Origin of the sequence: Aeromonas sp. 19NY04SH05-1, assembly GCF_040581895.1 — a bacterium.
In the GTDB taxonomy this organism is placed as follows: domain Bacteria; phylum Pseudomonadota; class Gammaproteobacteria; order Enterobacterales; family Aeromonadaceae; genus Aeromonas; species Aeromonas enteropelogenes.
Window position 1 is genome coordinate 2,193,944 of sequence record NZ_CP095328.1, and the last position, 22,648, is coordinate 2,216,591.

The window sequence follows — 22,648 nt, forward strand, 5'->3', positions numbered from 1 at the left end:
CGAATGTGTGGTTTTTTATTGAGTCGGCGCAAGGATACTTTTTTTTCGATTAAAAATGTTGATCAAATTCACCTTACTAACGTGAAAAACCGCACTTTCTTATAGAAACGTGATCAAAATACTAAAAAATCAATTTTTGTTTATCATTTGCCACGTTAGTTTAATGTTAAAGCGCAAATTCTGTACGCCAAAATGTATCCAGATTGTTATTTTGCGGTGTGCTGTGAGAGTTGGCGGATCATGCTGGCGGTGGCACCCCAGATGAAATGATCTTGCCAGGGTATCCAGTAGACGGTGTGCCACTGTTGCTTGCGGGGAAAGGTGAGGGCGATGTGGTTGGCGGGATTGAGCAGGTGGGCAAGGGGCACTTCGAATGCCTGAGCCACCTCATCCTGGCTGAGGGTGAGCTGGTAATCCCCCTCGACCAGCCCGAGCACCGGCAGCACATCGTACTGGGAGACGGTATTGAGCGGACTCAGGGTACCGATGACGCGGATCTGGCGGGGGCTGATGCCGAGCTCCTCCTCGGTTTCGCGCAGGGCGGTCTGGATCAGATCCCTGTCTTGCGGATCCTGGCGCCCCCCGGGAAAGCTTATCTGGCCCGCATGGTGGCGCAGATGGGGGCTGCGACGGGTCAGCAGCAGCTGCAACCCCTGCTCGCGTTCTACCACCGGCAGCAGTACGGCCGCCGGTTTGAGTCCGGCGATGGCCAGCCGATGGGCTGGCGCCGGCAGTTGAAGTTGAAAGCGGGTCAGCAGTTCATTGCTATCCATGTCGTGGCTATCCATGTTCATCGTTAGCCACTGTGCCGTGGCTCCATGCCGGGTTAAAGAAAAAGATTTTTATCACAAGGCCGAGAGGTGGGGGAGGATCCGGGCCACCTTGTCGTAGGTCTCCTGATATTCGCTGTCGGCATCGGAGTCGGCGATGATGCCGCCACCGGCCCAGCAGGAGAGATGGCCGTTCTCGGCGATCAGAGTGCGAATGCAGATGCTGGTGTCCATCCGTCCGTGCTGGCTGAGATAGCCGATGCTGCCGCAATAGGCATTGCGTCGCTGCGGTTCCAGCTCCTCGATGATCTCCATGGCGCGGATCTTGGGGGCGCCGGTGATAGAGCCGCCCGGGAAGCAGGCCCGCAGCAGATCGACCCCCTGCCAGCGCTCGTCGAGCTCGCCGTGAATGGTGGAAACCAAGTGATGCACGGCCGGGAAGGATTCCACCGCAAACAGATGAGGCACGCTGACCGAGCCGGGTCGGCTCACCCGACCGATGTCGTTGCGCAGCAGATCCACGATCATCAAATTTTCCGATCTGTCCTTGTCCGCCTGGGCCAACTCCTGGGCTATCTGGCGATCCATCTCTGGATCAGAGTGGCGGGCCCGGGTGCCCTTGATGGGTTTGGTCTCGATATGGCGGCCATCGAGGAGCAGAAAGCGCTCGGGGGAGAGGCTCAAAATGGCGCTGTGCGGCAATCGGACAAAGGCGGAGAAGGGAGCCTTGTTGGCGACGGCGAGGGCGCAGTAGGCGTGCCACTCGTCCCCCTGATAGGAGGCCTGGAAACGCTGGGTCAGGTTGATCTGGTAGCAATCCCCGGCGGCGAGATAGGCCTGGATGCGGGCAAACTTCTCGCCATACTCGGCGCGGCTCATATTGCTCTGCCATTCACCTTGCAAGGAGAAGGCCGGCGCCGGTTTGCACTGTTGCTGCTCAAGCCAGGCCAGGCGCTTCGCCAGCCCCGCCTCGTTGCCCCAGTGCACCAGTTGCCACTGGCCGCTGGCCACATCGCGCAGCAGCGCCCAGTCGTAGATCCCCACCGCCATATCCGGCACGTCGATATCGGCGGCGGCCTGCTCCGGCAATCGCTCGAAGCGGCGACCCAGATCATAGCCAAAGAGCCCCAGTGCCCCACCGATAAACGGGAGCCTGGTTGGCTGCTCTGAAAGTTCCCCCAGCAGCGCGCGCTGGGTGCGGGCCAGCAGGGCGAGGGGATCGTCATGGTACTCGCTCTGTTGATCACCCTGGCGCAGGGTGGTGAGGGGCCCCCGGGTCTCCAGGGTGGCCAGCGGATCGGCGGTGATGATGTCAAAACCGTTGTCGGCGCCGAGTGGCCCGGCTGACTCCAGTAACATGGCCCAGGGCTGGTGTTGCAACAGGGCAAACTGATCGTGCAGGCGCGGGTGATGATCGAAGTGATAAATATGAAGTGTTGGCGTCATTTTTTGTTACACAGGCAACAGTTTAGTTTGTGGCCCCTAGTCGGTGCGGGACGGCAAGCGTATCATAGGTGTCGGTGACTAAAGAAAAAACTGCTGTGCCGTTCGTTTTTTGCTGGCTGATAGTTTTTGGTCAGCACGACTGCATAGCCAATCATATGGAAGCCCTTGTTTTGCCCTGTGGCACGGACAAGGACCAGTGAGGAAGATATGAGCATTATAAAAAAACAGGACTTTATCGATTCCATCGCCGACGCCCTTCAGTACATCTCCTATTACCACCCCCTCGATTTCGTTCAGGCTGCCAAGGCCGCCTATGATCGGGAAGCCAACCCGGCGGCCAAAGACGCCCTGGCCCAGATCCTGATCAACTCCCGCATGTCTGCCGAGGGCCACCGTCCGCTCTGTCAGGACACCGGCATCGTCACCTGTTTTGTGAAGATCGGCATGCAGGTGCAGTGGGACAGCGACATGACGGTGCAGGAGATGGTGGACGAAGGCACCCGCCGCGCTTACACCAACCCGGACAACCCGCTGCGCGCCTCCGTGCTGGCCGATCCGGCCGGCAGCCGCAAGAACACCAAAGACAATGCGCCGGCCGTGGTGCACATCGACATGATCCCGGGCAACAAGGTCGAGGTGAGCATCGCCGCCAAGGGCGGTGGCTCCGAGAACAAATCCAAGATGGTGATGCTCAACCCCTCCGACGACATCGTCGAGTGGGTCGTTAAAACAGTGCCCACCATGGGGGCTGGCTGGTGCCCGCCGGGCATGCTCGGCATCGGCATTGGCGGCACCGCCGAGAAGGCGGCCGTGCTGGCCAAAGAGGCCCTGATGGAGCATATCGACATTCAGGAGCTGATCGCCCGCGGCCCCGAAACCACCGAAGAGAAGCTGCGCGTCGAGCTCTATGACAAGGTCAACAAGCTCGGTATCGGCGCCCAGGGCCTTGGCGGCCTCACGACCGTGCTGGATGTGAAGGTCAAATCCGCTCCGACCCACGCCGCCTCCAAGCCGGTGGTGATGATCCCAAACTGCGCGGCCACCCGTCACGTGCATTTTGAACTCGACGGTTCCGGCCCGGCCGAACTGACCCCGCCGAAACTGGAAGATTGGCCCGAGATCACCCGCGAGGCGGGCAGCAACGTACGCCGCGTCAACGTCGACGGTATCACCAAGGCCGAGCTCGCCAGCTGGAAGAGCGGCGATACAGTGCTGCTGTCGGGCAAGATCCTCACCGGCCGTGACGCCGCCCACAAGCGCATCGCTGACATGCTGGCGCGTGGTGAAGGGCTGCCGGAAGGGGTCGATTTCACCAACCGCTTCATCTATTACGTTGGCCCGGTCGATGCGGTACGCGACGAAGTGGTTGGTCCCGCTGGCCCCACCACCTCCACCCGGATGGACAAGTTCACCGACATGATGCTGGGTGAAACCGGCCTTATCGGCATGATCGGCAAGTCCGAGCGCGGCCCGAAAACCGTCGAGAGCATCAAGCAACACCAGGCCGTCTATCTGATGGCCGTCGGCGGCGCCGCCTATCTGGTGGCCAAGGCCATCAAGAAGGCTCGCGTGGTCGCCTTTGCCGATCTCGGCATGGAAGCCATCTACGAGTTTGAAGTGGAAGATATGCCGGTGACCGTGGCGGTCGACTCCCAGGGTAACAATATCCACGAGACAGGCCCGGCCTACTGGTCGGCCAAGATTGCCGAGCTGGACGGCAAGCTGGCCTCCTAAGGTTGGTTGTCACCACGAAGTGGTGAGTCTCTATCGCAAGGCGTATCTGCGGATACGCCTTTTTTATGCTTATTGCTGCCCGATCAGCTCATTTAACCGGGATTTAAACGCGAGGATTTTTGGTACCCCATAAAGCAAATGTGCGGGCAAGCCCACACATTTGAACAGCCTCTTATTTGTTATGCCGCTCATAAAGCCGCTGCACCACATCCTTCAACGCCAGCCCCTCGTTTTGCAGTAGCACGGTCAGGTGGTAGAGCAGATCGGCGGATTCGTTAATCAGCTCCTCCCGATCCTTGGCCATGGCGGCCAGGGCCACTTCCACCCCCTCTTCACCCACCTTCTGGGCGATGCGCTTGGTGCCCTTGGCGTACAGGCTGGCGGTGTAGCTGGTGGCCGGGTCGGCCCCCTTGCGGGCGGCCAGGATCTGCTCCAGCTCGGCGAGGAAACCGAGCGGTGGCAGCGGGTGGCCGTCGAAGCAGGAGGGGGTACCCAGGTGGCAGGTGGGACCCACGGGATCGGCGGCAACCAGCAGGGAGTCCTGATCGCAGTCGGTGCTGATGGCGACGAGTTTCAGCACATGGCCCGAGCTCTCCCCCTTGGTCCACAGACGCTGCTTGCTGCGGCTAAAGAAGGTGACCTGGCCGGTAGCCAGGGTTTTGTCCAGGGCTTCCTTCGTCATAAAGCCCTGCATCAGCACCTCGCCGCTTAGCGAATGCTGGACGATGGCGGGGATCATGCCGTCGCACTTGGCCCAGTCCAGGCGCTCGACCAGGGACACGTCGTTGTTTACAGCTTGATTATTCACGGATGGCGACTCCTTCGGTTTTCAGCCAGCGTTTCAATTCGGGAATGGGGATGAGGCCCTTGTGGAACACGGAGGCGGCCAGGGCCCCGTCCACGTCGGCGAGGGTGAAGGCATCGCGAAAGTGTTCCATGGCGCCGGCGCCGCCGGAGGCAATCAGCGGCACCTTGCAGACGGCCCGCACCAGCTTGAGCTGCTCGAGATCATAGCCCTGGCGCATGCCATCCTGGTTCATCACGTTCAGCACAATTTCGCCCGCGCCGCGTTTTTGTACCTCCTGCACCCAGTCAAGGGTGTGCCAGGCGGTGGTGCGGGTGCGGCTCTCGTCGCCGGTAAACTGCTTGACCTGATAGTGGCCGGTTTGGGCATCAAAATAGGAGTCGATGCCCACTACCACGCACTGCACGCCAAATCGCTCGGCCAGCCGGGTGATAAGGCGGGGATCCGCCAGGGCCGGGGAGTTGATGGAGACCTTGTCGGCACCAAACTCCAGGATCTGGCGGGCATCCTCGACGCTCTTGATGCCGCCGGCGACGCAGAAGGGGATATCGATCACCTCTGCCACCCGGCTCACCCAGCTCTTGTCCACCACCCGGGCATCGCTTGAGGCGGTGATGTCATAGAACACCAGCTCGTCGGCGCCTTCCTCGGCGTAGCGGCGGGCCAGTTCGACAATGCCGCCCATCACTTCGTGGTTGCGAAACTGCACACCCTTGACCACCACGCCATCCTTGACGTCGAGGCAGGGGATAATTCGTCTTGCCAGCATCAGTTGCCTCCTGTTTCTGTCGGGGTAGATGCAGCGGGCGCTGCCCAGCAGGCGATGGCGTCACCTACCGAGAACTTGCCCTCCAGCAGGGCGCGGCCGAGGATGATCCCCTTGACCCCGGAGCCCTTGAGCGCCTCGATATCCTCGATGCCGCCAATGCCGCCGGAGGCCTGAAAGGCGACGCCCGGGTAGCGGGCGCAAAGATCCCGGTAGAGTTCGACGTTGGTGCCAGCCAGGGTGCCGTCACGGCTGATATCGGTGCAGAGCACGTGCTTGAGCCCGGCGGGGAGGAAGCGCTCGATCAGCGCCTCTATGGTCACACCGCTGTTCTCCTGCCAGCCAGCCACCGCGATATGGCGATTGCCCTCCTCATCGATATTGACGTCCAGCGCCAGCACGATACGCTCGGGGCCATATTTCTCCATCCAGCTGGCCACCAGATCCGGGGATTTGACGGCGGTGGAGCCGATCACCACCCGGCTGGCGCCGGCGGCCAGCAGGTCTGCTACATCCTGCTCGCTGCGCACGCCGCCTCCCACCTGCACCGGCGCCTCGGTAGCCGACAGCAGCTGGGCGAGAAGGGGGAGCTGGCGCGCCTTGGCATCCTTGGCACCGTCCAGATCCACCAGGTGCAGCTGCACCGCCCCTTGGGAGACATATTCGTCGAAGCGGGCCTGCGGGCTGTCGCTGTAAGCGGTCTTCTGGCCGTAGTCACCCTGATAGAGTCGCACCACCTGGCCGTTGATAAGATCGATTGCGGGAATAATCATGGCAGTCACAGCTCCAGAAAGTTTTGCAGCAAACGGGCACCGGCCGCGCCGGATCGCTCCGGGTGGAATTGGGCGCCAAAGAAGTTGTCACGACCGACGATGGCGGTAAACGGCTGGCCATAGTCGCAGATGGCGATGGTGGCGCCGGTCACTTCCAGGGCGTAGGAGTGGACGAAGTAGAAGTAACTGCCGCTTGGAATGCCCTTGAGCAGCGGGTGGCTCTCGTCGTGCTCCACTTGGTTCCAGCCCATGTGGGGCAGGCGCAAGTTGCCCACCTCCATCAGTCGGATCTTGCCCGGTACTATGCCGAGGCAGTCGATAAGTCCGCCCTTGCCCTCGTCTCCACTCATGTTCTCTTCGGAGGCCTCCGCCAGCATCTGCATGCCGAGGCAAAAACCGAGCAGCGGTTGTTTGGCGGCGCGAATAAGCGGCACCAGATTGCGCTCGTTGAGGTTCTTCATGGCGGCCACGGCGGTGCCGACCCCGGGCAGGATCAGCTTGTCAGCCGCTTCGATGTCGGCCGCTTCGCGGGAGACCCGAGGCGCCGCGCCGAGGCGCTCGAACGCCATCCTGACCGAGGCGAGGTTTGCACACCCCGTGTCGATAATAACCAGCTTCTGTTTGCTCACCCCCATCACAGCACCCCCTTGCTGGAGGGGAGCTCGCTCCCTTCCACCCGGATCGCCTGGCGCAGGGCGCGGCCAAAGCCCTTGAACAGCGCCTCTACCTGGTGATGGGTGTTGCCGCTGCCCACCTTCATCTGCAGGGTGATGGCCATGGCGTCCGAGAGGGAGCGAAAGAAGTGGGGCACCATCTCGGTGGCCATCTCGCCCACGCTGTCGCGGCCAAAACCGCTCGGGCAGTCGAACACGAAGTAGGGACGACCACTTAAATCCAGCGCGGTGGCGACCTCCTGCTCGGTGAGCGGGGTCTCTTCATCCGCACGGGGGCGGCCATCGATGACCGCCTGTACCTCGTCCATCGCCAGCACGAAGCCGAAGCGGCCAATACCGCGCTTGTTGCCAAGGGCCTGGCGCAGCACCTGACCGAGGGCGAGGCCGACGTCTTCTACCGTGTGGTGATCGTCGATGTGCAGATCGCCGCTCACCTTGAGCTTGAGCCTGAAACCTGCGTGGGTTGCTATCTGATCCAGCATGTGATCAAAAAAGCCAATGCCGGTTTCGATCTGGTTGCCGCCGCTCTTGTCCAAATCCACTGCCACCTGGATGCGGGTCTCCTTGGTGTAGCGCTCTACCTCGGCAACTCGTCCTTTGGAGAGCAGCTGATCACGAATGGCGAGCCAGTTGTGATCTTGCGGGTGGTAGCGAATACCGCGAATACCCATGTTCTCGGCGAGCTGCAGATCGGTTTGGCGATCGCCAATCACGAAGGAGTTGGCAAAGTCGATGCGACCCGAGGCGAGATACTCCTTCACCAGGCCAAGGTGGGGCTTGCGGCAACTGCAGCCGTCGGTGGGGAAGTGGGGGCAGATCAACACTTTTTCCCAGCTCACTCCTTGCGATTCAAAGAGGTGCATCATCAGGTCGTGAGGCGGCTGGAAGTTCTCCAGCGGCAGGCTGGCGGTGCCCAGCCCATCCTGGTTGGTCACCATCACCAGCACGTAACCGGCGGCCTGCAGCTCGCGCAGCACCGGGATCACCATGGGCTCGAAGCGTAGCTTGGCGAGGCTGTCCACCTGCTTGTCGGTCACCGGCTCTTCAATCAGGGTACCGTCGCGGTCGATAAACAAAAACGGGGTCTTCATCGCTACATCCTTGTCTTACAAAGTGGGAGAGGGCAGGTCACGCAGCACGGCCAGCACGGCGTCCATCTCGCCCTGATAGCCGATGGTGATGCGAATGCTGTTATCAAGGCCGGGTTTGGTCGAGAAATCCCGCAGTATGATGCCGGCGGCCTTCATGGCGGCAAACACGCTGGCGCCATCCACAAAGCGCACCAGCACGAAGTTGCCCTTGTCCTCGAACACCTCTTTTACGCATGACAAAGTGGCAAGCTCGGTTTTGAGCTGTGCCTTTTGCTTGTTGAGCTCCAATACCCGCTCCGACATCAGTGTCAGCCCCATGGGGGAGAGAGCCTGAACCGCAATCTGGGCGATGGGCTCCGGGATGGGATAGGGGGCGATCACCTTGGCCAGCATGGCGATCACCTCGGGGCTTGCCAGCGTAAAGCCGCAGCGGATCCCCGCCAGGGCAAAGGCCTTGGAGAGGGTGCGGGCCACCACCAGGTTGGGGAAACGGGCCAGCAAGTCCACCACGCTCGCCTCGGGGCAGAACTCGATATAGGCCTCGTCCACCACCACGATGGCGCGATCCCGGGCCTTCTCCAGCAGGGCGATAAGCCCATCGCGGCCTACCAGATCCCCGGTGGGGTTGTTGGGGGAGCAGAGAAACATCAGCTTCACGTCGCCGAGACGATCGGCGATGGCGGGCCAGTCCGGCTGGCGCGCAGGCGTCAAGGGCTGCTCGACGATGCCCACGCCACAGGTCTCGGCGCTGATGGCGTACATGCCGTAGGTGGGCGGGCAGATGAGGATCTGATCTTCACCCGCTTCGCAGAAGGTGCGGATCAAGAGCTCTATGGCCTCATCGGCGCCGCGGCTTACCAGCACCTGATCGGGGTTCACACCCGCATACGTGGCGTACCCATTGACCACTTCGGTTGGTTGGGGCTCGGGATAGCGGTTGAGACGGCTCCCCTCGACGGTAAAGGGGTAGGCCTGTGGTGCCTCGTTGGCGTTGAGCCAGACATGACCCTTGCCACCGATGCGACGGGCGGATTGGTAAGGGGTGAGGGCGCGCACCACGCGGCGCGCCAGATTGGCAATGCTCATGACAAATCCTTTTGCTGTGAACCGGTTTGGGCGGCGCCCGCGAGGGCCTGCAATCTCAGGGTGACGGCATTTTTGTGGCCATCGAGCCCCTCGGCCTGGGCGATGCGCTCGACGATGGGGCCAAGGCCGCGGATGCCGCTCTCGCTTAGCTCCTGCACCGTGTAGCGGCGCTGGTAGTCCGCCAGTCCCAGGCTGGAGCAGGTGCGGGCATAGCCGTAGGTGGGCAGGGTGTGGTTGGTGCCGCTGGCGTAATCCCCGACGGATTCCGGTGTCCATGCCCCAAGGAAGATGGAGCCGGCATTCTCGAGTCGGTCCAGCAGCTCGCGGGGGGCACGGGTCTGCACGATGAGGTGCTCCGGTGCATAGGCGTTGGAGATGGCGCAGGCTTCATCCAGGTTATCGCAGAGGATCACCAGGCTTGAACCCAACGCCTTGGCGGCGATGTCGCGGCGAGTGAGCTTGGCCAGTTGGCCCTTGATCTCGGCGCCGATGGCATCGGCCAGCAGGGGCGAGGTGGTCACCAGCACCACCTGGCTGTCCGGGCCGTGCTCGGCCTGGGAGAGCAGATCCGCCGCCACGAAGGCCGGGTTGGCGCTCTCGTCGGCGATCACCAGCACCTCGGAGGGGCCGGCGGGCATGTCGATGGCGGCGCCGCGCCAGTCGCGGGACACCTGCCCCTTGGCTTCGGTCACATAGGCGTTGCCCGGGCCGAAGATCTTGTCCACCTTGGGAATGCTTTCGGTGCCGTAAGCCATGGCGGCGATGGCCTGGGCACCGCCGATGGCGAACATCTTCTCGACCCCGCAGGCACGGGCGGCAAACAGGATCTCGTCGCTGGCCGGGGACGGGGTGCAGAGCACCACTTCACGGCAACCGGCGATCGCTGCCGGAATGGCCAGCATCATCACGGTGGAGGGGAGCGGCGCGCTGCCACCCGGCACGTAGAGGCCGACCCGGCTGATGGGCTGGGTGCGCAGCTCGCACACCACCCCGGGCTGGGTTTCCACCCGCACCACGGGTTGCGCTTGCGCGGCGTGGAAGGTGCGAATGTTGGCGATGGCCGCCTCGATGGCGCCCTTGATGTCGTCATCGAGGCGCTCGCAGGCGGCCTCGATTTCGGCGTTGCTTACCTGCAGTTGCTGGCGCGGGGCACGTTCGAAGCGCTGGCTCAGCTCGCGCAGGGCTTCATCGCCCCGGCTGCGTACCGAGCCGATGATCTCCCGTACCACGGCGCCGATATCGGCTTCGTCACTCAGGGCGGGCCGGGTCAGCACGTCGGCCTGCTGGGCGGGGGAGAGGGTCTTCCAGATCAGGGTCTGCATGATATCCCTTCCTTATTCCATCATCTTCTCGATGGGCAGCACTAGAATGGAGCTGGCACCCAGGGCCTTGAGCTGTTCCATGGTTTCCCAGAACAGGGTCTCGCTGGAGACGACGTGCAGCGCCACCTGATTGGTCTCGCCCGCCAGCTGCATGATGGTGGGGCGCTCGGCCCCCGGCAGCAGGCTGGTGATGGCATCGAGCTTCTCTTTGGGGGCGTGCAGCATGATGTACTTGCTCTCGCGGGCCTGCTGCATCCCCTGAATGCGGGGCAGCAGCTTGTCGATAAGCTTCTGTTTGGCATCAGACAAGGGGTTAGGGGCCTGTACCAGTACCGCCTTGGAGCGGTAGATCACCTCCACCTCTTTCAGACCGTTGGCCTCCAGGGTCGCGCCGGTGGAGACCAGATCGCAGATGGCATCGGCCAGGCCTGCGCGCGGCGCCACTTCCACCGAGCCGCCCAGCATCACGCTCTTGAAGGGAATATCTCGTTCGGCGAAGAAGCGACCGAGCAGCCCCGGGTAGGAGGTGGCGATGCGCTTGCCGGCGAGGCTCTGTGGTCCGGTGTAGTTGACGTCATCCGGCACCGCCAGCGAGAGACGGCAGCCGCCGAAGTCGAGCTGCTTGAGGGTCTTGACCGCAAAGGGCTGGCCCTGGGAGGCGCGGATGAGCTGCACCTCTTCCAGCACGTTCTCGCCAATGATGCCAAGGTCGACCACCCCTTCCATCACCAGCCCCGGGATATCGTCATCACGCACCCGCAGGATGTCGATGGGCATGTTTTCGACATGGGCGATAAGGCGTTGCTCGCGCAGGTTAATCTTGAGGCCGCAGCTCTTGAACAGGGCCTGGGAGTCCTGGCTCAGACGACCGGACTTTTGCATGGCGATACGTAGACGTTGTGTTTCCATTTGCTCGATTTCCTTCTAGTCAAAAACGAAAAAACCCTCGGAAGTGGGTGCTTCCGAGGGTTTATGAATCTTGCGGTCCTTTTGGAAGTCACCAGTTAAGTGTCTTCCAGCAGTCAACCTCCTGAAAGACTATTCGGGATGATGATGGTGGTGATGAGTCTTCAGGGTGGTGAACTGCATGTAATCAATCCTTTACAAATAAGATGTCGTAATTGACGCCTGATTTAAACTACCTGCCTTGACAGAAAAAGCAACCCGAAATTGTGATTTGATCGATTAAAATTGAGAAAACGGTTTTCTGGTCGATAACTAGACAATAACCCCTAGCAGGAGTCGACATCATGCCCAGCCAGGACCTCTTGTTCCCCATCTTGCCCCGGGCGCCCGCCACGCCTGGCAGCGAAGAGATCAAGCGGGAAGTGACCCAGATCAGCCAAAAGCATCAGTTGCGCAAGACCGGCACTGATAACAGCGACTCCCAGCAGCGCCAGCAGCCGTACCCCTCGGCCAAGCATGATCAGCCAATGCCGGAGGAGGGCGATCACAAGCCCGATCCCGAGCATCAGATCGATCTCTTCGTCTGAGCGCAGAATCAGTCCCGCTTTCGCCGCGCTTTTGGCATAATGCCCCCTTTTGCTGCGGGACGCCCCTTTGACCATCCAGACCCTGTTCAAGCCAGACGGCCCTCTGGCCAGCCATATCGACGGTTTCAAAGCCCGCGCTCCACAACTGGAGATGGCCGAGGCGGTGGCCCGTGCCATCAAGAGTGGTGGCCGTCTGCTGGTGGAGGCGGGGACAGGCACCGGCAAAACCTACGCCTATCTGGTGCCGGCGCTGGAATCCGGCAAGCGGGTGGTGATCAGTACGGGCTCCAAAAACCTGCAGGAGCAGCTCTTCTATCGAGACTTGCCTACCATCACTGAGGCGCTCTCCTACACCTCGCCGGTGGCCCTGCTCAAGGGGCGCAGCAACTACCTGTGCATCGAGCGGATGAACCGGCTCTTGAGCGAATCCCATCTGCAAAAGCCCGAGATCCTCAATGACCTAGTCAAGGTGAAGTCCTGGTCCACCGCCACCGACAACGGCGATGTGGGGGATATTCCGGGGCTGCAAGAGAACGCCGAGATCCTCGCCCACGTCACCAGCACCAACGACAACTGCCTGGGGCGAGATTGTCCCTATTACGACGATTGCCACCTGGTCATCGCTCGGCGCCGCGCCATGGACGCCCAGGTGGTGGTGATCAACCATCACCTCTTCTTCGCCGATCTGGCGGTGAAAGACACGGGATTTGGCGAGCTGGTGCCACAGGCGCAAGTCTATGTGTTTGACGAGGCGCACCAGTTGCCCGAGATCGCCATCAACTACTTCGGCAAGTCGGTGGGCAGCCGCACCATCCAGGATCTGGCGCAGGATATCCAGCTTGCCTATCGGGCCGAAGCCCACGATATGGCCCAGCTTGGCAAGGCGGCGGACAGGCTCGCCATCGCGAGCCAGGACTTGCGCCTCGCCTTCGGGGTGGATGGCGGGCGCGGCAATACCCGCGACATGTTGCGCCAGCCCCTCTGGGGCCAGGCGCTGGCTCGCCTCAACGATGCCATCGGGCTCTGTTATGAGGTGTTGAAACTGGCGCTGGGGCGGGGCGAGCAGCTGGATCACGCCTTCGAGCGGATCTGCGAGCTGCGCACTCGCCTTGGCGAGGTGCTGGCGGTGAACCAGACCGGTTTTTCCTACTGGTATGACTGCTCGCGGCTGCATTTTTCCCTCAACCTGACCCCGCTCTCGGTGGCCGAGCGTTTCGGGGCCGAGGTGCAAAGGCCCGAGGTGGCCTGGGTGTTTACCTCCGCCACCCTGACGGTAGATCAGCGCTTCGATCACTTCATGGCCGAGCTGGGCCTGGCCGGCAGCGCCGAGCTGATTCTGGACAGTCCGTTCGATTACGGTGAGCAGGCGCGCCTGTGCGTGCCCCGCTATCTGCCCGAGCCCAACGCCTTTGGTCGGGGCGAACAGTTGGCCAACCTGATGATCCCCCTTATCAACAAGACCCCGGGGGGCTGTTTCTTTCTTTGCACCAGTCATCAGGTGATGCGTCAGGTGGCCGAGGTGCTGCGCCGGGAGATCGGCCGCACCGTGCTGTTGCAGGGGGAGGACAACAAGCAGCGGCTGCTCAAGGAGTTCGTGGAAAATGGCCGCGCCGTGCTGGTGGCTACCAGCAGCTTTTGGGAGGGGATCGACGTGCGAGGGGCTGCGCTCTCCTGTGTTATCATCGACAAGCTGCCGTTTGCCAGCCCCGATGATCCGCTGCTCAAGGCACGGGTCGATGATTGCAAGCTCAAGGGGGGCGATCCCTTTGCCGAACTCCAGCTGCCCAAGGCGGTGATTGCCCTGAAACAGGGGGTGGGGCGGCTTATTCGTGATCGCAGTGATCATGGGGTACTGGTGATCTGTGATCCGCGCATGGTCAACAAGCCCTACGGCGCCACTTTTATCAAGAGTCTGCCCGCCATTCCCCGTACTCGGGAGTTGGCCATGCTGGGGGATTTCTTTGGCGCCAAGGCATGACGCAGCCGAGACGAACTCGTTGTGCTGAGTTGGGCTGAGGCCTCGCGCTCGGGGTATATCCCTTGGGCGCTTGCTGGCAGCGCGTCGGGTCTGCGGGCCCTGTTAGCGTGATTGAACCTGTTTGAACAACAGATCGGCACTGTTTGCCGGTCGGTAATGACATTGACTGAATGTAATCGAGATTGGAACGCATGAACGAGTTGAAGATCCTGGCCGTTGATACCGCCACCGAAGCCTGCTCTGCCGCCTTGCTGGTGGGCGACAAGGTGTTTTCCCGTTGGGAAGAGGCGCCGCGGGATCACACCCGCAAGATTTTGCCCATGGTTCAGGCTCTGTTGGAGGAAGCAGGGATAAGTTTGAGCGAGCTGGATGCCATCGCTTTCGGCCGTGGCCCTGGCTCCTTTACCGGTGTGCGGATCGGCATCGGGGTCGCCCAGGGGCTGGCCTTTGGCGCCGGTGTGCCGCTTATCGGCATCTCCACCCTGGCGGCCATGGCGCAGGGGGCTCATCGTCTGGACGGGGCCGAGCATGTGCTGACTGCCATCGATGCGCGGATGAACGAGGTTTACTTCGGTCACTATGAATGGCGCGATGGTCGCATGCAGCTGGTGGGTGAAGAAGTAGTGAGCGATCCCGCCGCTCTGGTGGCCAGTCGTGGCAAGCAGGCAGGCCGCGTTACCTGCGTCGGCACCGGCTTTGAAACCTATGGTGACACCCTCGCAGGGCTTGCCGACGAGCGGATGGGGAGCCAGGTGCGCTTCCCGGCGGCAGAAGACATGCTGCCCCTGGCACGCACCGCCTGGCTGGCCGGCGAGGCGGTGGCTGTGGAGAAGGCGACCCCGGTTTACTTGCGCGACAAGGTGACCTGGAAGAAGCTGCCGGGTCGCGAGTAAGGGCAGGGTAGGCAATGGCCGTGGCGCCACCCTTGCTACCAATCGATGAACATCCCCTGTCGGCCGGTGCAGTTGACACTGGTCGGCGCGGGAACTGACGATCTGAAAAGGAGAGTGACATGTTCAAGCGTGCGATGGTGATGGGGGCGGCCGTGTTGCTGCTCGGAGCCTGCAGCTCTGTGCCCAAAGAGCTGGCCTATGAGCCTGAAAACCAGCTGGTGGCCTATCAGCCCGCGCTGGCACTGGAGGGCAAGCCTGCCCGCTGGAGCGGGGTGATTGCCGCGGTGCACAACAAGGCGGATCAGAGCGTTATCGAGGTGGTCTATCTGCCGCTCAAATCCAACGGAGTACCGGAGCAGACCGAGCAGAGTCCGGGGCGTTTTTTGGCAGTCATGAAGGGCTTTGTCGATCCGACTCTCTACGCCAAGGGGCGCAGTCTGACGGTGCTGGGGACCACGGACAAGCCGGTGGACGGCCAGATTGGCGAACACAAGTATCGCTTCCCGGTGCTCAAGGTGACGGGCAGCAAGCTGTGGCCGCCGGTCAAGGAGGTGGAGATCCGCTATATGGACCCTTACTTCTACGACCCCTTCTATGATCCCTTCTGGCCGAGACGGCCGCTGCGCCGCTAGAGGTGAACATGATTGACAGCCTGCAGGAGCGTTTTCTCACCTTGGCAGACGGTCGCCGGGTGGCCCTGCTCGACAATGGCCAGCAGAGCAAGCCGCTGCTGGTGGCCCTGCATGGCTGGCTCGACAACAGTGCCAGCTTTCTGCCTCTCGCCCCTCATCTTGATGCTTTTCACCTGATCTGCGTCGATCTGCCGGGGCATGGTCACTCGGATCACAAGCAGACCCCCTATGTCTTCGTCGATTGGCTGGACGATCTCTACCAGATCACCCAGGCTGCTGGCTGGACCAGGTTCACCTTGCTTGGTCACTCCCTCGGGGCGCTGATCGCCTCGGCCTATGCCGGGGTGTTTCCCGAACAGGTGACGCGCCTCATCATGCTGGAGGGATTGGGGCCGCTGAGTCAGCCTGATGAAGAGGTGCCAGCCCAGCTCAAACGCGCCATTGTCAACCGCAGCCGTACCCGCGAGCGTGCCTCCCAGGGTTTTGCGTCCATCGACGATGCGGTGGCCGCCCGCTGCAAGGTGGCGGATATCTCTTCGGCCGCGGCGCGCCTTATCTGCGAGCGCCAGCTGGTTGAGCAAGATGGCCGCTGGTACTGGCGCAGCGACCCCAGATTGCGGGATCTCTCACCCCTTCGCATGAGCGAGGGGCAGGCGAGGGCGCTGATGGGGGCAATCCGCGCGCCCGTGCTTTTCATTCAGGGAGGGCAGGGCTTTGCCAGCCTGCAGGCACAATGGCAGTCGCGCCAGGATGCGTTCAGAGAGATAGAGAGGATTCTGGTGGCGGGAAATCATCATTTTCATATGGAAAATTGTGCCAAGACCGCTGTTTGTATCGAAAATTTCTGCAAAATTCGGTAGAATCAGCGGCTTTCAATAATTTCAGGTTTGTTTTCCCCCTCACACTTTTTCATTGTTAATGTGCTGTTAATTGATGTTGCCCTATGTAAATATGGGCGGCGTTAGAGTATGAGCTTAAAACAGCTGATTGAAATTGCAGTGAACAGGGACGGAGGCAACACAGTGAGCGCACAGGTGCTAGTTATGCAGGAGAAGTTCGTGGAAAAAGTCTGGCTGAAGCGTTATCCGGAAGGGGTTCCGGCCGAGATCAATCCAGACCAATACAGCTCCCTGGTCGATATGTTTGAAGAGTCGGTAAACCAGTTCGCCGACCAGCCCGCCTTCGTCAACATGGGGCAGACCATTACCTACCGCCGACTGGAAGAGCAGTCCCGCGCCTTTGCCGCCTATCTGCAAAACGAGCTCAAGCTGAGCCGTGGCGATCGGGTGGCGGTGATGATGCCGAACTTGCTGCAGTACCCCATCGCCGTGTTCGGCATCCTGCGTGCCGGCATGATAGTGGTCAACGTCAACCCGCTCTACACCCCGCGGGAGCTGGAGCACCAGCTCAATGACTCGGGCGCCAAGGCCATCGTCATCGTCTCCAACTTCGCCCATACTCTGGAAAAAGTGGTCTATGACACCCCGATCAAGCACGTCATCCTGACCCGGATGGGGGACAACCTGGGGCTGGCCAAGGGGACCCTGGTCAACTTCGTGGTGAAATACGTCAAGAAGCTGGTGCCCAAATACAATCTGCCCCACGCCAGCACCATGCGCCAGGCCCTCTCCAAGGGGCGTTACCTGCAGTACATCAAACCCGAGATAACCAACGACGATCTTGCCTTCCTGCAGTACACCGGCGGCACCACAGGCCTCTCCAAGGGGGCCATGTTGACCCACCGCAACATGATTGCCAACGTCGAGCAGTGCCTCGGCGTCTATGGCCCCATGCTGGAGCGGGGCAAGGAGTTCGTGGTCACCGCACTGCCGCTCTACCACGTCTTCGCGCTCACCGTGAACTGCCTGCTGTTTATGCGCCTTGGTGGTTACAACCTGCTGATCAGCAACCCGCGCGACATCCCGGGCTTTGTCAAAGAGATCAAGAAGTACCCCTTCACCTGCATCACCGGGGTGAACACCCTGTTCAATGCACTGGTCAACAACGACGAGTTCCAGGGCATGGACTTTACCAAGCTCAAGCTGACCATTGGCGGCGGCATGGCGGTACAGCGGGCGGTGGCCGAGAAGTGGAAGACGCTGACCGACACTCCGTTGCTGGAAGGTTATGGCCTGACCGAGTGTTCGCCGCTGGTGAGCGTCTGCCCGTATGATCTGAGCGATTACAACGGCTCTATCGGTCTGCCGGTCTGCTCCACCGATATCCGTCTGGTGGATGACAACGGTCAGGTGATCACCGAATTTGGCACGCCGGGCGAGATGCAGGTGCGCGGCCCGCAGGTGATGGTCGGTTATTGGCAGCGTCCCGAAGCCACCGCCGAGGTGATGCAGGATGGCTGGCTCTGTACCGGCGATATCGCCGTGTGCGACGAGCAAGGCTTCTTCAAGATCGTCGATCGCAAGAAGGATATGATCCTCGTCTCCGGTTTCAACGTCTACCCGAATGAAATTGAAGACGTGGTGGCGCTGCACCCGAAAGTGCTGGAAGTGGCGGCCGTCGGTGTGCCGCACAAGGTCTCCGGCGAGCTGGTGAAGATCTTCGTGGTCAGGAAAGATGCAAAACTGCAGGAAGACGAGATTATTGCCCACTGCCGCAAACATCTGACTGCCTATAAGGTGCCGAAACTGGTAGAATTTCGCGACGAACTTCCCAAGACCAATGTGGGCAAGATCCTGCGCCGCGTGCTGCGCGACGAAGAGATTGCCAAGCAGTAACCGGCGTCGCCAGGCCCCTTGGCCAGGCAGCGCAGTGATGCAAAACCGTGGGACATCCCACGGTTTTTTCTTTTGGCCCTGAAAACTTGCAGGCAAAGATGCACTATCAATTCATTTCACAGCAAGCCGAACTGGAGCAGTATCTCGCTTCTCTGGCCGACGTTCCCCTGGCCATCGATACTGAATTCGTTCGCACCCGCACCTATTACCCTCAACTGGGCCTGTTTCAAATCTACGATGGCAAGCAGCTGGCGCTGCTCGATCCGCTCACTCTGGATCTCGCCCCGCTCTGGCGACGGCTTGGTCGGGAAGGGCAGATCGCCATCCTGCATGCCTCCGGCGAGGATCTCGAGCTTATCCAGCACGAGGCCGGTCATTTGCCGAACCTGATGCACGATACCCAGCTGGCGGCCGCCTTTCTGGGCCATGGTGTTTCGGTGGGCTTTGGTGCCCTGGTCAATGAATTTCTCGGCGTGGCCCTTGAGAAGGATCAGGCCCGCACCGACTGGCTGGCTCGCCCGCTCACAGACCGCCAGCTCGAATACGCGGCGGCAGATGTGTTCTACCTGATGCCCCTCTACGACAAGGTGATGAGCAAGCTGCGTGAAAGTGGCAAATTCCCCTGGTTTGAGCAGGAGTGCCAGAACCACTCCGCCCGCAAGACCCAGGGTAACGATCCTCGTCAGGCTTATCTCGAGATAGTCAACGCCTGGCAACTGGGTCGCCGCGAGCTGGCGATCCTGCGCGAGCTGGCCGCCTGGCGCCAGCAGGAAGCGGTCCGCCGGGATCTCGCCCTCAACTTCGTGGTCAAAGAGCTGCACCTGTTCAAGGTGGCGGAACGCCGTCCCGCGTCCCTTCGCGATCTCAACGAACTGGGACTCTCGCCCATCGAGATCAAGATCCACGGCAAGCGGATGCTGGATATCGTCGCCAAGGCCCAGCAGAGCGATCCCGACAGCTGGCCCGAGCCCATTCGCCGTCTGGTGGACTTCCCCAAATACAAGGCCGAGCTCAAGCGCATCAAGGCCCTGGTGGACGAGAAGGCCAAGGTCAGCAATATTCCGCCCGAGCTGATCGCCAGCAAGAAGATCATCCACCAGTACTTCACCTGGAGCTGGCGGATGAGCGACGAAGAGCGGGCCCGCGCCGACAAGCCCATGCTGCTGCAAGGGTGGCGTCATGAGCTGGTAGGTCATCTGCTGGAGCAGTAAGCCAACGCTTGGCGGCCTGAAAAATCCTCACCCCCGGGTGGGGATTTTTGTTTTCTGCTCTTGAAGGCAGAGTTGAGCTCGTGGTTGACCCGCCCGGATAGCGGCCTCACTTGGCGGCAATCGGTGGTGGCAGTGGGCAAAGAGCAGTGCAGTGCCGGAAAAGGCGCCAGTTAGTGGATAAGGCAGAAGAGAAAGGGAAGAGAGGCAGCGGCTGATGCCGCTGCCTTTTGATCACCAGATGGGTTGGGTCAGGTAGGGGTTGCTCACCTTCTCGCGGCCGAAGGTGGAGCTGGGGCCGTGACCCGGAATGAAGACGATCTCGTCGCCCAGCGGCAGCAGGGTCTCGATGATCGACTTGATCAGCGTCCCGTGATCCCCGCGCGGGAAGTCGGTACGGCCGATGCTGCCGGCAAAGAGCACGTCACCGACCCAGGCGAGCCGCTCGGTTTGGCTGAGCAGCACGATATGGCCAGGGGTGTGGCCGGGGCAGAAGTAGACGTCCAACTCGCACTTGCCCACCTGCACCTTGTCACCCTGTTCGAGCCAGCGCTCGGGGGCGAAGGCAGGGGTATGGGCGAAGCCGAACATCTGGCTCTGCTGGGGCAACATGTCGAGCCAGAAGGCATCTTCCTGGTGGGGGCCGGTGATGGTGACGCCGGTTCTCTCCCGCAACTCAGCGGCGGCGCCCACGTGATCCAGATGACCGTGGGTCAGCAGGATGTGAGTCAGGGTCAACCCCCGCTTGGCGATAGCGGCCAGCAGTTTGTCCGCTTCGCCACCTGGATCGACAAGGGCCGCCTCATGGGTCTCGTCACACCAGATGAGGGAGCAGTTCTGGGCGAACTGGGTGACCGGGATCACCTCGAATTTCAACATGGGAATTCCTCTTGCAGCGCTTGCTGATAAGGGCCGGATCAGATCGCCTGGCTGGCGTGCTGCTCGGCAAAATAGTCGAGACAGGCCTGCTTGTCGCCCCGAAACACGATGCGCTCCTGCTTGTTGCCAAGCTGGTAGAGATACATGGGGTCGTAGTAGCGGGTCAGCAGCAGGGTGATCCAGGCCAGATGCAGCGAGGTATCACCGCTGCGGCCTTGTTCTTCTAGAGCCGTTTGCATCAGCTGATCCAGCTCGCGGTGGGCCTGATCCCCCAGGCGGCGCTTGAGGCGGGCCAGGGCGTCGGTCAGGTAGGCGGCAAACAGGGGCCAGCCGGCTTCATTGCCATACATGGCCTGATAACGCAGCCAGAGATCGTGCACATAATCCTCGCGGATCTGCTCGGCGCGCTCGTGTTGCGGCACATCCACCACCACCAGCGGTGCCTGGCACATGGTCTCGTAGAGGGAGAGCGGCAGGCAGCAGCGCCCGATAAGGCGGCTCTCGTCTTCCACCACGAACGCCTGCTCGCCGTGGTGACGGCGCTTGAGCAGCTCGATGGCCAGGTTGTTTTCAAAGTTGATGTTGCTGGGCTGGCCCCCCGGCAGTTGGCCAAACGACGACCCCCTGTGGTGGGCATGGCCCTCCAGATCCACCGCCTGGGTCACCTGATCCAGCATATGGGTCTTGCCGGAGCCGGTCATGCCGGTCAGCACGCTCCAGTGACACTCGGCAGAGGCCTTGTCCTGGGTGTCGATCAGGAAGCGGCGCAGCTCCTTGTAGCCTCCGGCGATGCGCGGACGGGTGACCCCGGCCTCATGGAGCCACTGTTGTACGGTTTGCGAGCGCAGGCCGCCGCGAAAGCAGTAGAGCAGGGCATCTGGCTGCTGGCGCAATTGCGCCAGCCAGCCTTCGATGCGCTCGGCGCGTACCGCTCCCCCCACCAGCTTGTGACCAAGCTCGATGGCGGCGGCCTGACCCTGCTTCTTGTAGCAGGTCCCCACCTGGGCGCGCTCATCGTCCGTCATCAAGGGCAGGTTGGTGGCACAGGGGAAAGCCCCCTCCTTGAACTCGATGGGGGCGCGCAGGTCAATCAGGGGGACGTCGTCCAGAAAGACCCGGGCGTAGTCGGTGATCAGCGGCAATCCGCTCATTGGATAACCTCGATAAAGCGGTTGCCTTCCAGAGCCTTGATCTCGCCGATGGGCGAGAGGGAGAGGCCGGCGTCACGGGCGATGGCGAGCAGGGCTTCCTCGCTCTCCTTGCCCACGGCTACCAGCAGGCCGCCACTGGTCTGCGGATCGCACAGGATGTTGCGGGTGCGATCGTCCATGGCATCGAGCTTGTGGCCGTAAGAGTCGTGGTTGCGCAGGGTACCGCCCGGCACGCAACCCTCACTCAGGTAGTAATCTACTTCGTCCAGCAGCGGTAGCGCCTTGAAGTCGAGGCGGGCGCTGACCCCTGAGCCTTCGCACATCTCCAGCAGGTGGCCGGCCAGACCAAAACCGGTCACGTCAGTCATGGCGTGAACCCCCGGCAGTGCGGCGAATTGCTGGCCAATCTTGTTGAGGGTGCACATGGCGTTGGGGGCCAGCTGCTCGTGCTCGGGCTTGAGCTTGCTCTTCTTCTGGGCGGTGGTGAGAATGCCGATGCCAAGGGGCTTGGTCAGATAGAGGGTGTCACCCACTTTGGCGGTGTCGTTCTGCTTGATGGCATCGAGCGGCACGATACCGGTCACCGCCAGGCCAAAGATGGGCTCGGGGGCATCGATGCTGTGGCCGCCTGCCAGCGAAATACCGGCTTCGTGACACACCTGACGACCGCCGTCGATCACCTGTTGGGCCACTTCGGCGGGCAGGGTGTTGATGGGCCAGCCGAGGATGGCGATGGCGACGATGGGCTTGCCGCCCATGGCGTAGATGTCGCTGATGGCGTTGGTCGCGGCGATGCGGCCAAAGGTGAAAGGATCATCGACGATGGGCATGAAGAAGTCGGTGGTGGAGACAATGCCCTGACCGTTGCCGATATCGACCACGGCCGCGTCATCCTTGCTGCTGTTGCCGACGATAAGGGTCGGATCGTTGAACCCCGGGATCTGGCTCTTGAGAATGGTATCGAGCACCTTGGGAGAGATTTTGCAGCCACAGCCAGCGCCATGGCTGTATTGGGTCAGACGAATGGAAGACATACTTACCCCCTTGCTTGTGCAGGCGCTCCGGTGGGGCGCCTTGATAAACGGGCGGAATGAACCGCAAAAAACGGGTGGCCTTGGCTGCCATCAAAGGCGGCGCCGCAGGCAGTCACGCAGGGCTGCCAAGCCGGACGGGGAAAGGGGGCGACCAGATGCGCCAGCGTAGCCCCGTCAA

General features: G+C 61.5%; 21 protein-coding genes and 1 other annotated feature. Of the genes, 8 read left to right on the forward strand and 13 right to left on the reverse strand.

Annotated elements, in window-relative coordinates; translation table 11 throughout:
- Nucleotides 1-206: 206 nt before the first annotated feature.
- Nucleotides 207-773, reverse strand: a complete 567-nt coding sequence (locus MRK42_RS10085; protein ID WP_338612330.1) for a CoA pyrophosphatase — start codon at nucleotides 771-773, stop codon at nucleotides 207-209.
- Between the two features lie 72 nt (nucleotides 774-845).
- Nucleotides 846-2,129 carry an aminodeoxychorismate synthase component I gene (gene pabB / locus MRK42_RS10090; protein ID WP_338612466.1) on the reverse strand — a complete coding sequence of 428 codons (1,284 nt, stop codon included), beginning with the start codon at nucleotides 2,127-2,129 and terminating at the stop codon, nucleotides 846-848.
- A gap of 294 nt (nucleotides 2,130-2,423) precedes the next feature.
- Here pabB and MRK42_RS10095 point away from each other — a divergent pair, with 294 nt between their 5' ends.
- On the forward strand, nucleotides 2,424-3,950 hold the full coding sequence (locus tag MRK42_RS10095; protein WP_338612331.1) for a fumarate hydratase: 1,527 nt from the start codon (nucleotides 2,424-2,426) through the stop codon (nucleotides 3,948-3,950).
- Between the two features lie 172 nt (nucleotides 3,951-4,122).
- Here MRK42_RS10095 and hisIE read toward each other — a convergent pair whose 3' ends face one another.
- Genes hisIE through hisG form a run of 8 tightly spaced genes read right to left on the reverse strand, consistent with a single transcriptional unit; the run spans nucleotide 4,123 to nucleotide 11,376 of the window.
- Nucleotides 4,123-4,758, reverse strand: a complete 636-nt coding sequence (hisIE, locus tag MRK42_RS10100) for a bifunctional phosphoribosyl-AMP cyclohydrolase/phosphoribosyl-ATP diphosphatase HisIE (protein WP_338612332.1) — start codon at nucleotides 4,756-4,758, stop codon at nucleotides 4,123-4,125.
- Nucleotides 4,751-5,524: an imidazole glycerol phosphate synthase subunit HisF gene (hisF, locus tag MRK42_RS10105; protein ID WP_338612333.1), complete on the reverse strand. Its 774-nt coding sequence runs from the start codon at nucleotides 5,522-5,524 to the stop codon at nucleotides 4,751-4,753. Before hisF ends, hisIE begins: the two co-directional genes overlap by 8 nt.
- Complete coding sequence (hisA, locus tag MRK42_RS10110) at nucleotides 5,524-6,294, reverse strand: 1-(5-phosphoribosyl)-5-[(5-phosphoribosylamino)methylideneamino]imidazole-4-carboxamide isomerase (RefSeq protein ID WP_342009830.1); 771 nt, start codon at nucleotides 6,292-6,294, stop codon at nucleotides 5,524-5,526. The genes hisF and hisA overlap by 1 nt, the downstream gene beginning before the upstream one ends.
- 5 nt (nucleotides 6,295-6,299) lie before the next feature.
- A complete protein-coding gene (gene hisH / locus MRK42_RS10115; RefSeq protein WP_338612335.1) occupies nucleotides 6,300-6,929 on the reverse strand; it encodes an imidazole glycerol phosphate synthase subunit HisH in 630 nt (209 codons plus the stop codon).
- A complete protein-coding gene (gene hisB / locus MRK42_RS10120; protein WP_338612336.1) occupies nucleotides 6,929-8,059 on the reverse strand; it encodes a bifunctional histidinol-phosphatase/imidazoleglycerol-phosphate dehydratase HisB in 1,131 nt (376 codons plus the stop codon). Before hisB ends, hisH begins: the two co-directional genes overlap by 1 nt.
- Before the next feature lie 15 nt (nucleotides 8,060-8,074).
- Nucleotides 8,075-9,145, reverse strand: coding sequence for a histidinol-phosphate transaminase (gene hisC, locus MRK42_RS10125; RefSeq protein WP_338612337.1), 1,071 nt, complete (start codon nucleotides 9,143-9,145; stop codon nucleotides 8,075-8,077).
- Nucleotides 9,142-10,467, reverse strand: coding sequence for a histidinol dehydrogenase (gene hisD, locus MRK42_RS10130; RefSeq protein ID WP_338612339.1), 1,326 nt, complete (start codon nucleotides 10,465-10,467; stop codon nucleotides 9,142-9,144). Before hisD ends, hisC begins: the two co-directional genes overlap by 4 nt.
- A 12-nt stretch (nucleotides 10,468-10,479) precedes the next feature.
- A complete protein-coding gene (gene hisG, locus MRK42_RS10135) occupies nucleotides 10,480-11,376 on the reverse strand; it encodes an ATP phosphoribosyltransferase (protein ID WP_124240648.1) in 897 nt (298 codons plus the stop codon).
- A gap of 29 nt (nucleotides 11,377-11,405) precedes the next feature.
- Nucleotides 11,406-11,530 (reverse strand) — a sequence feature (His leader region).
- 187 nt (nucleotides 11,531-11,717) lie between these two features.
- Here hisG and MRK42_RS10140 point away from each other — a divergent pair.
- The 7 genes from MRK42_RS10140 to rnd all read left to right on the forward strand — a co-directional run bounded on the left by MRK42_RS10140 (nucleotide 11,718) and on the right by rnd (nucleotide 19,409).
- Entirely contained in the window at nucleotides 11,718-11,960 is a 243-nt protein-coding gene (locus MRK42_RS10140) for a hypothetical protein (protein ID WP_124240647.1), read from the forward strand.
- A gap of 67 nt (nucleotides 11,961-12,027) precedes the next feature.
- Nucleotides 12,028-13,938 carry an ATP-dependent DNA helicase gene (locus tag MRK42_RS10145; protein ID WP_338612341.1) on the forward strand — a complete coding sequence of 637 codons (1,911 nt, stop codon included), beginning with the start codon at nucleotides 12,028-12,030 and terminating at the stop codon, nucleotides 13,936-13,938.
- A gap of 191 nt (nucleotides 13,939-14,129) precedes the next feature.
- Nucleotides 14,130-14,831 (forward strand): tRNA (adenosine(37)-N6)-threonylcarbamoyltransferase complex dimerization subunit type 1 TsaB, encoded by a 702-nt coding sequence (tsaB, locus tag MRK42_RS10150; protein WP_338612342.1) that lies wholly within the window; start codon nucleotides 14,130-14,132, stop codon nucleotides 14,829-14,831.
- A 119-nt stretch (nucleotides 14,832-14,950) separates the two neighbouring features.
- Complete coding sequence (locus tag MRK42_RS10155; protein ID WP_223377616.1) at nucleotides 14,951-15,463, forward strand: Slp family lipoprotein; 513 nt, start codon at nucleotides 14,951-14,953, stop codon at nucleotides 15,461-15,463.
- 8 nt (nucleotides 15,464-15,471) lie between these two features.
- The gene (locus MRK42_RS10160; RefSeq protein ID WP_026458054.1) at nucleotides 15,472-16,323 is read left to right on the forward strand and encodes an alpha/beta hydrolase; all 852 of its coding nucleotides are present in this window, start codon (nucleotides 15,472-15,474) and stop codon (nucleotides 16,321-16,323) included.
- Between the two features lie 198 nt (nucleotides 16,324-16,521).
- Complete coding sequence (gene fadD, locus MRK42_RS10165; RefSeq protein ID WP_338612467.1) at nucleotides 16,522-18,198, forward strand: long-chain-fatty-acid--CoA ligase FadD; 1,677 nt, start codon at nucleotides 16,522-16,524, stop codon at nucleotides 18,196-18,198.
- Nucleotides 18,199-18,296: 98 nt separating this feature from the next.
- Nucleotides 18,297-19,409, forward strand: a complete 1,113-nt coding sequence (gene rnd / locus MRK42_RS10170; protein WP_338612344.1) for a ribonuclease D — start codon at nucleotides 18,297-18,299, stop codon at nucleotides 19,407-19,409.
- 231 nt (nucleotides 19,410-19,640) lie between these two features.
- On the opposite strand, the gene MRK42_RS10175 is transcribed toward rnd, so the two are convergent.
- Genes MRK42_RS10175 through selD form a run of 3 tightly spaced genes read right to left on the reverse strand, consistent with a single transcriptional unit; the run spans nucleotide 19,641 to nucleotide 22,470 of the window.
- Complete coding sequence (locus tag MRK42_RS10175) at nucleotides 19,641-20,285, reverse strand: MBL fold metallo-hydrolase (protein ID WP_338612345.1); 645 nt, start codon at nucleotides 20,283-20,285, stop codon at nucleotides 19,641-19,643.
- A gap of 38 nt (nucleotides 20,286-20,323) precedes the next feature.
- A complete protein-coding gene (mnmH, locus tag MRK42_RS10180) occupies nucleotides 20,324-21,436 on the reverse strand; it encodes a tRNA 2-selenouridine(34) synthase MnmH (RefSeq protein WP_338612346.1) in 1,113 nt (370 codons plus the stop codon).
- Entirely contained in the window at nucleotides 21,433-22,470 is a 1,038-nt protein-coding gene (gene selD / locus MRK42_RS10185) for a selenide, water dikinase SelD (protein WP_042026265.1), read from the reverse strand. Before selD ends, mnmH begins: the two co-directional genes overlap by 4 nt.
- Nucleotides 22,471-22,648 lie beyond the last annotated feature (178 nt).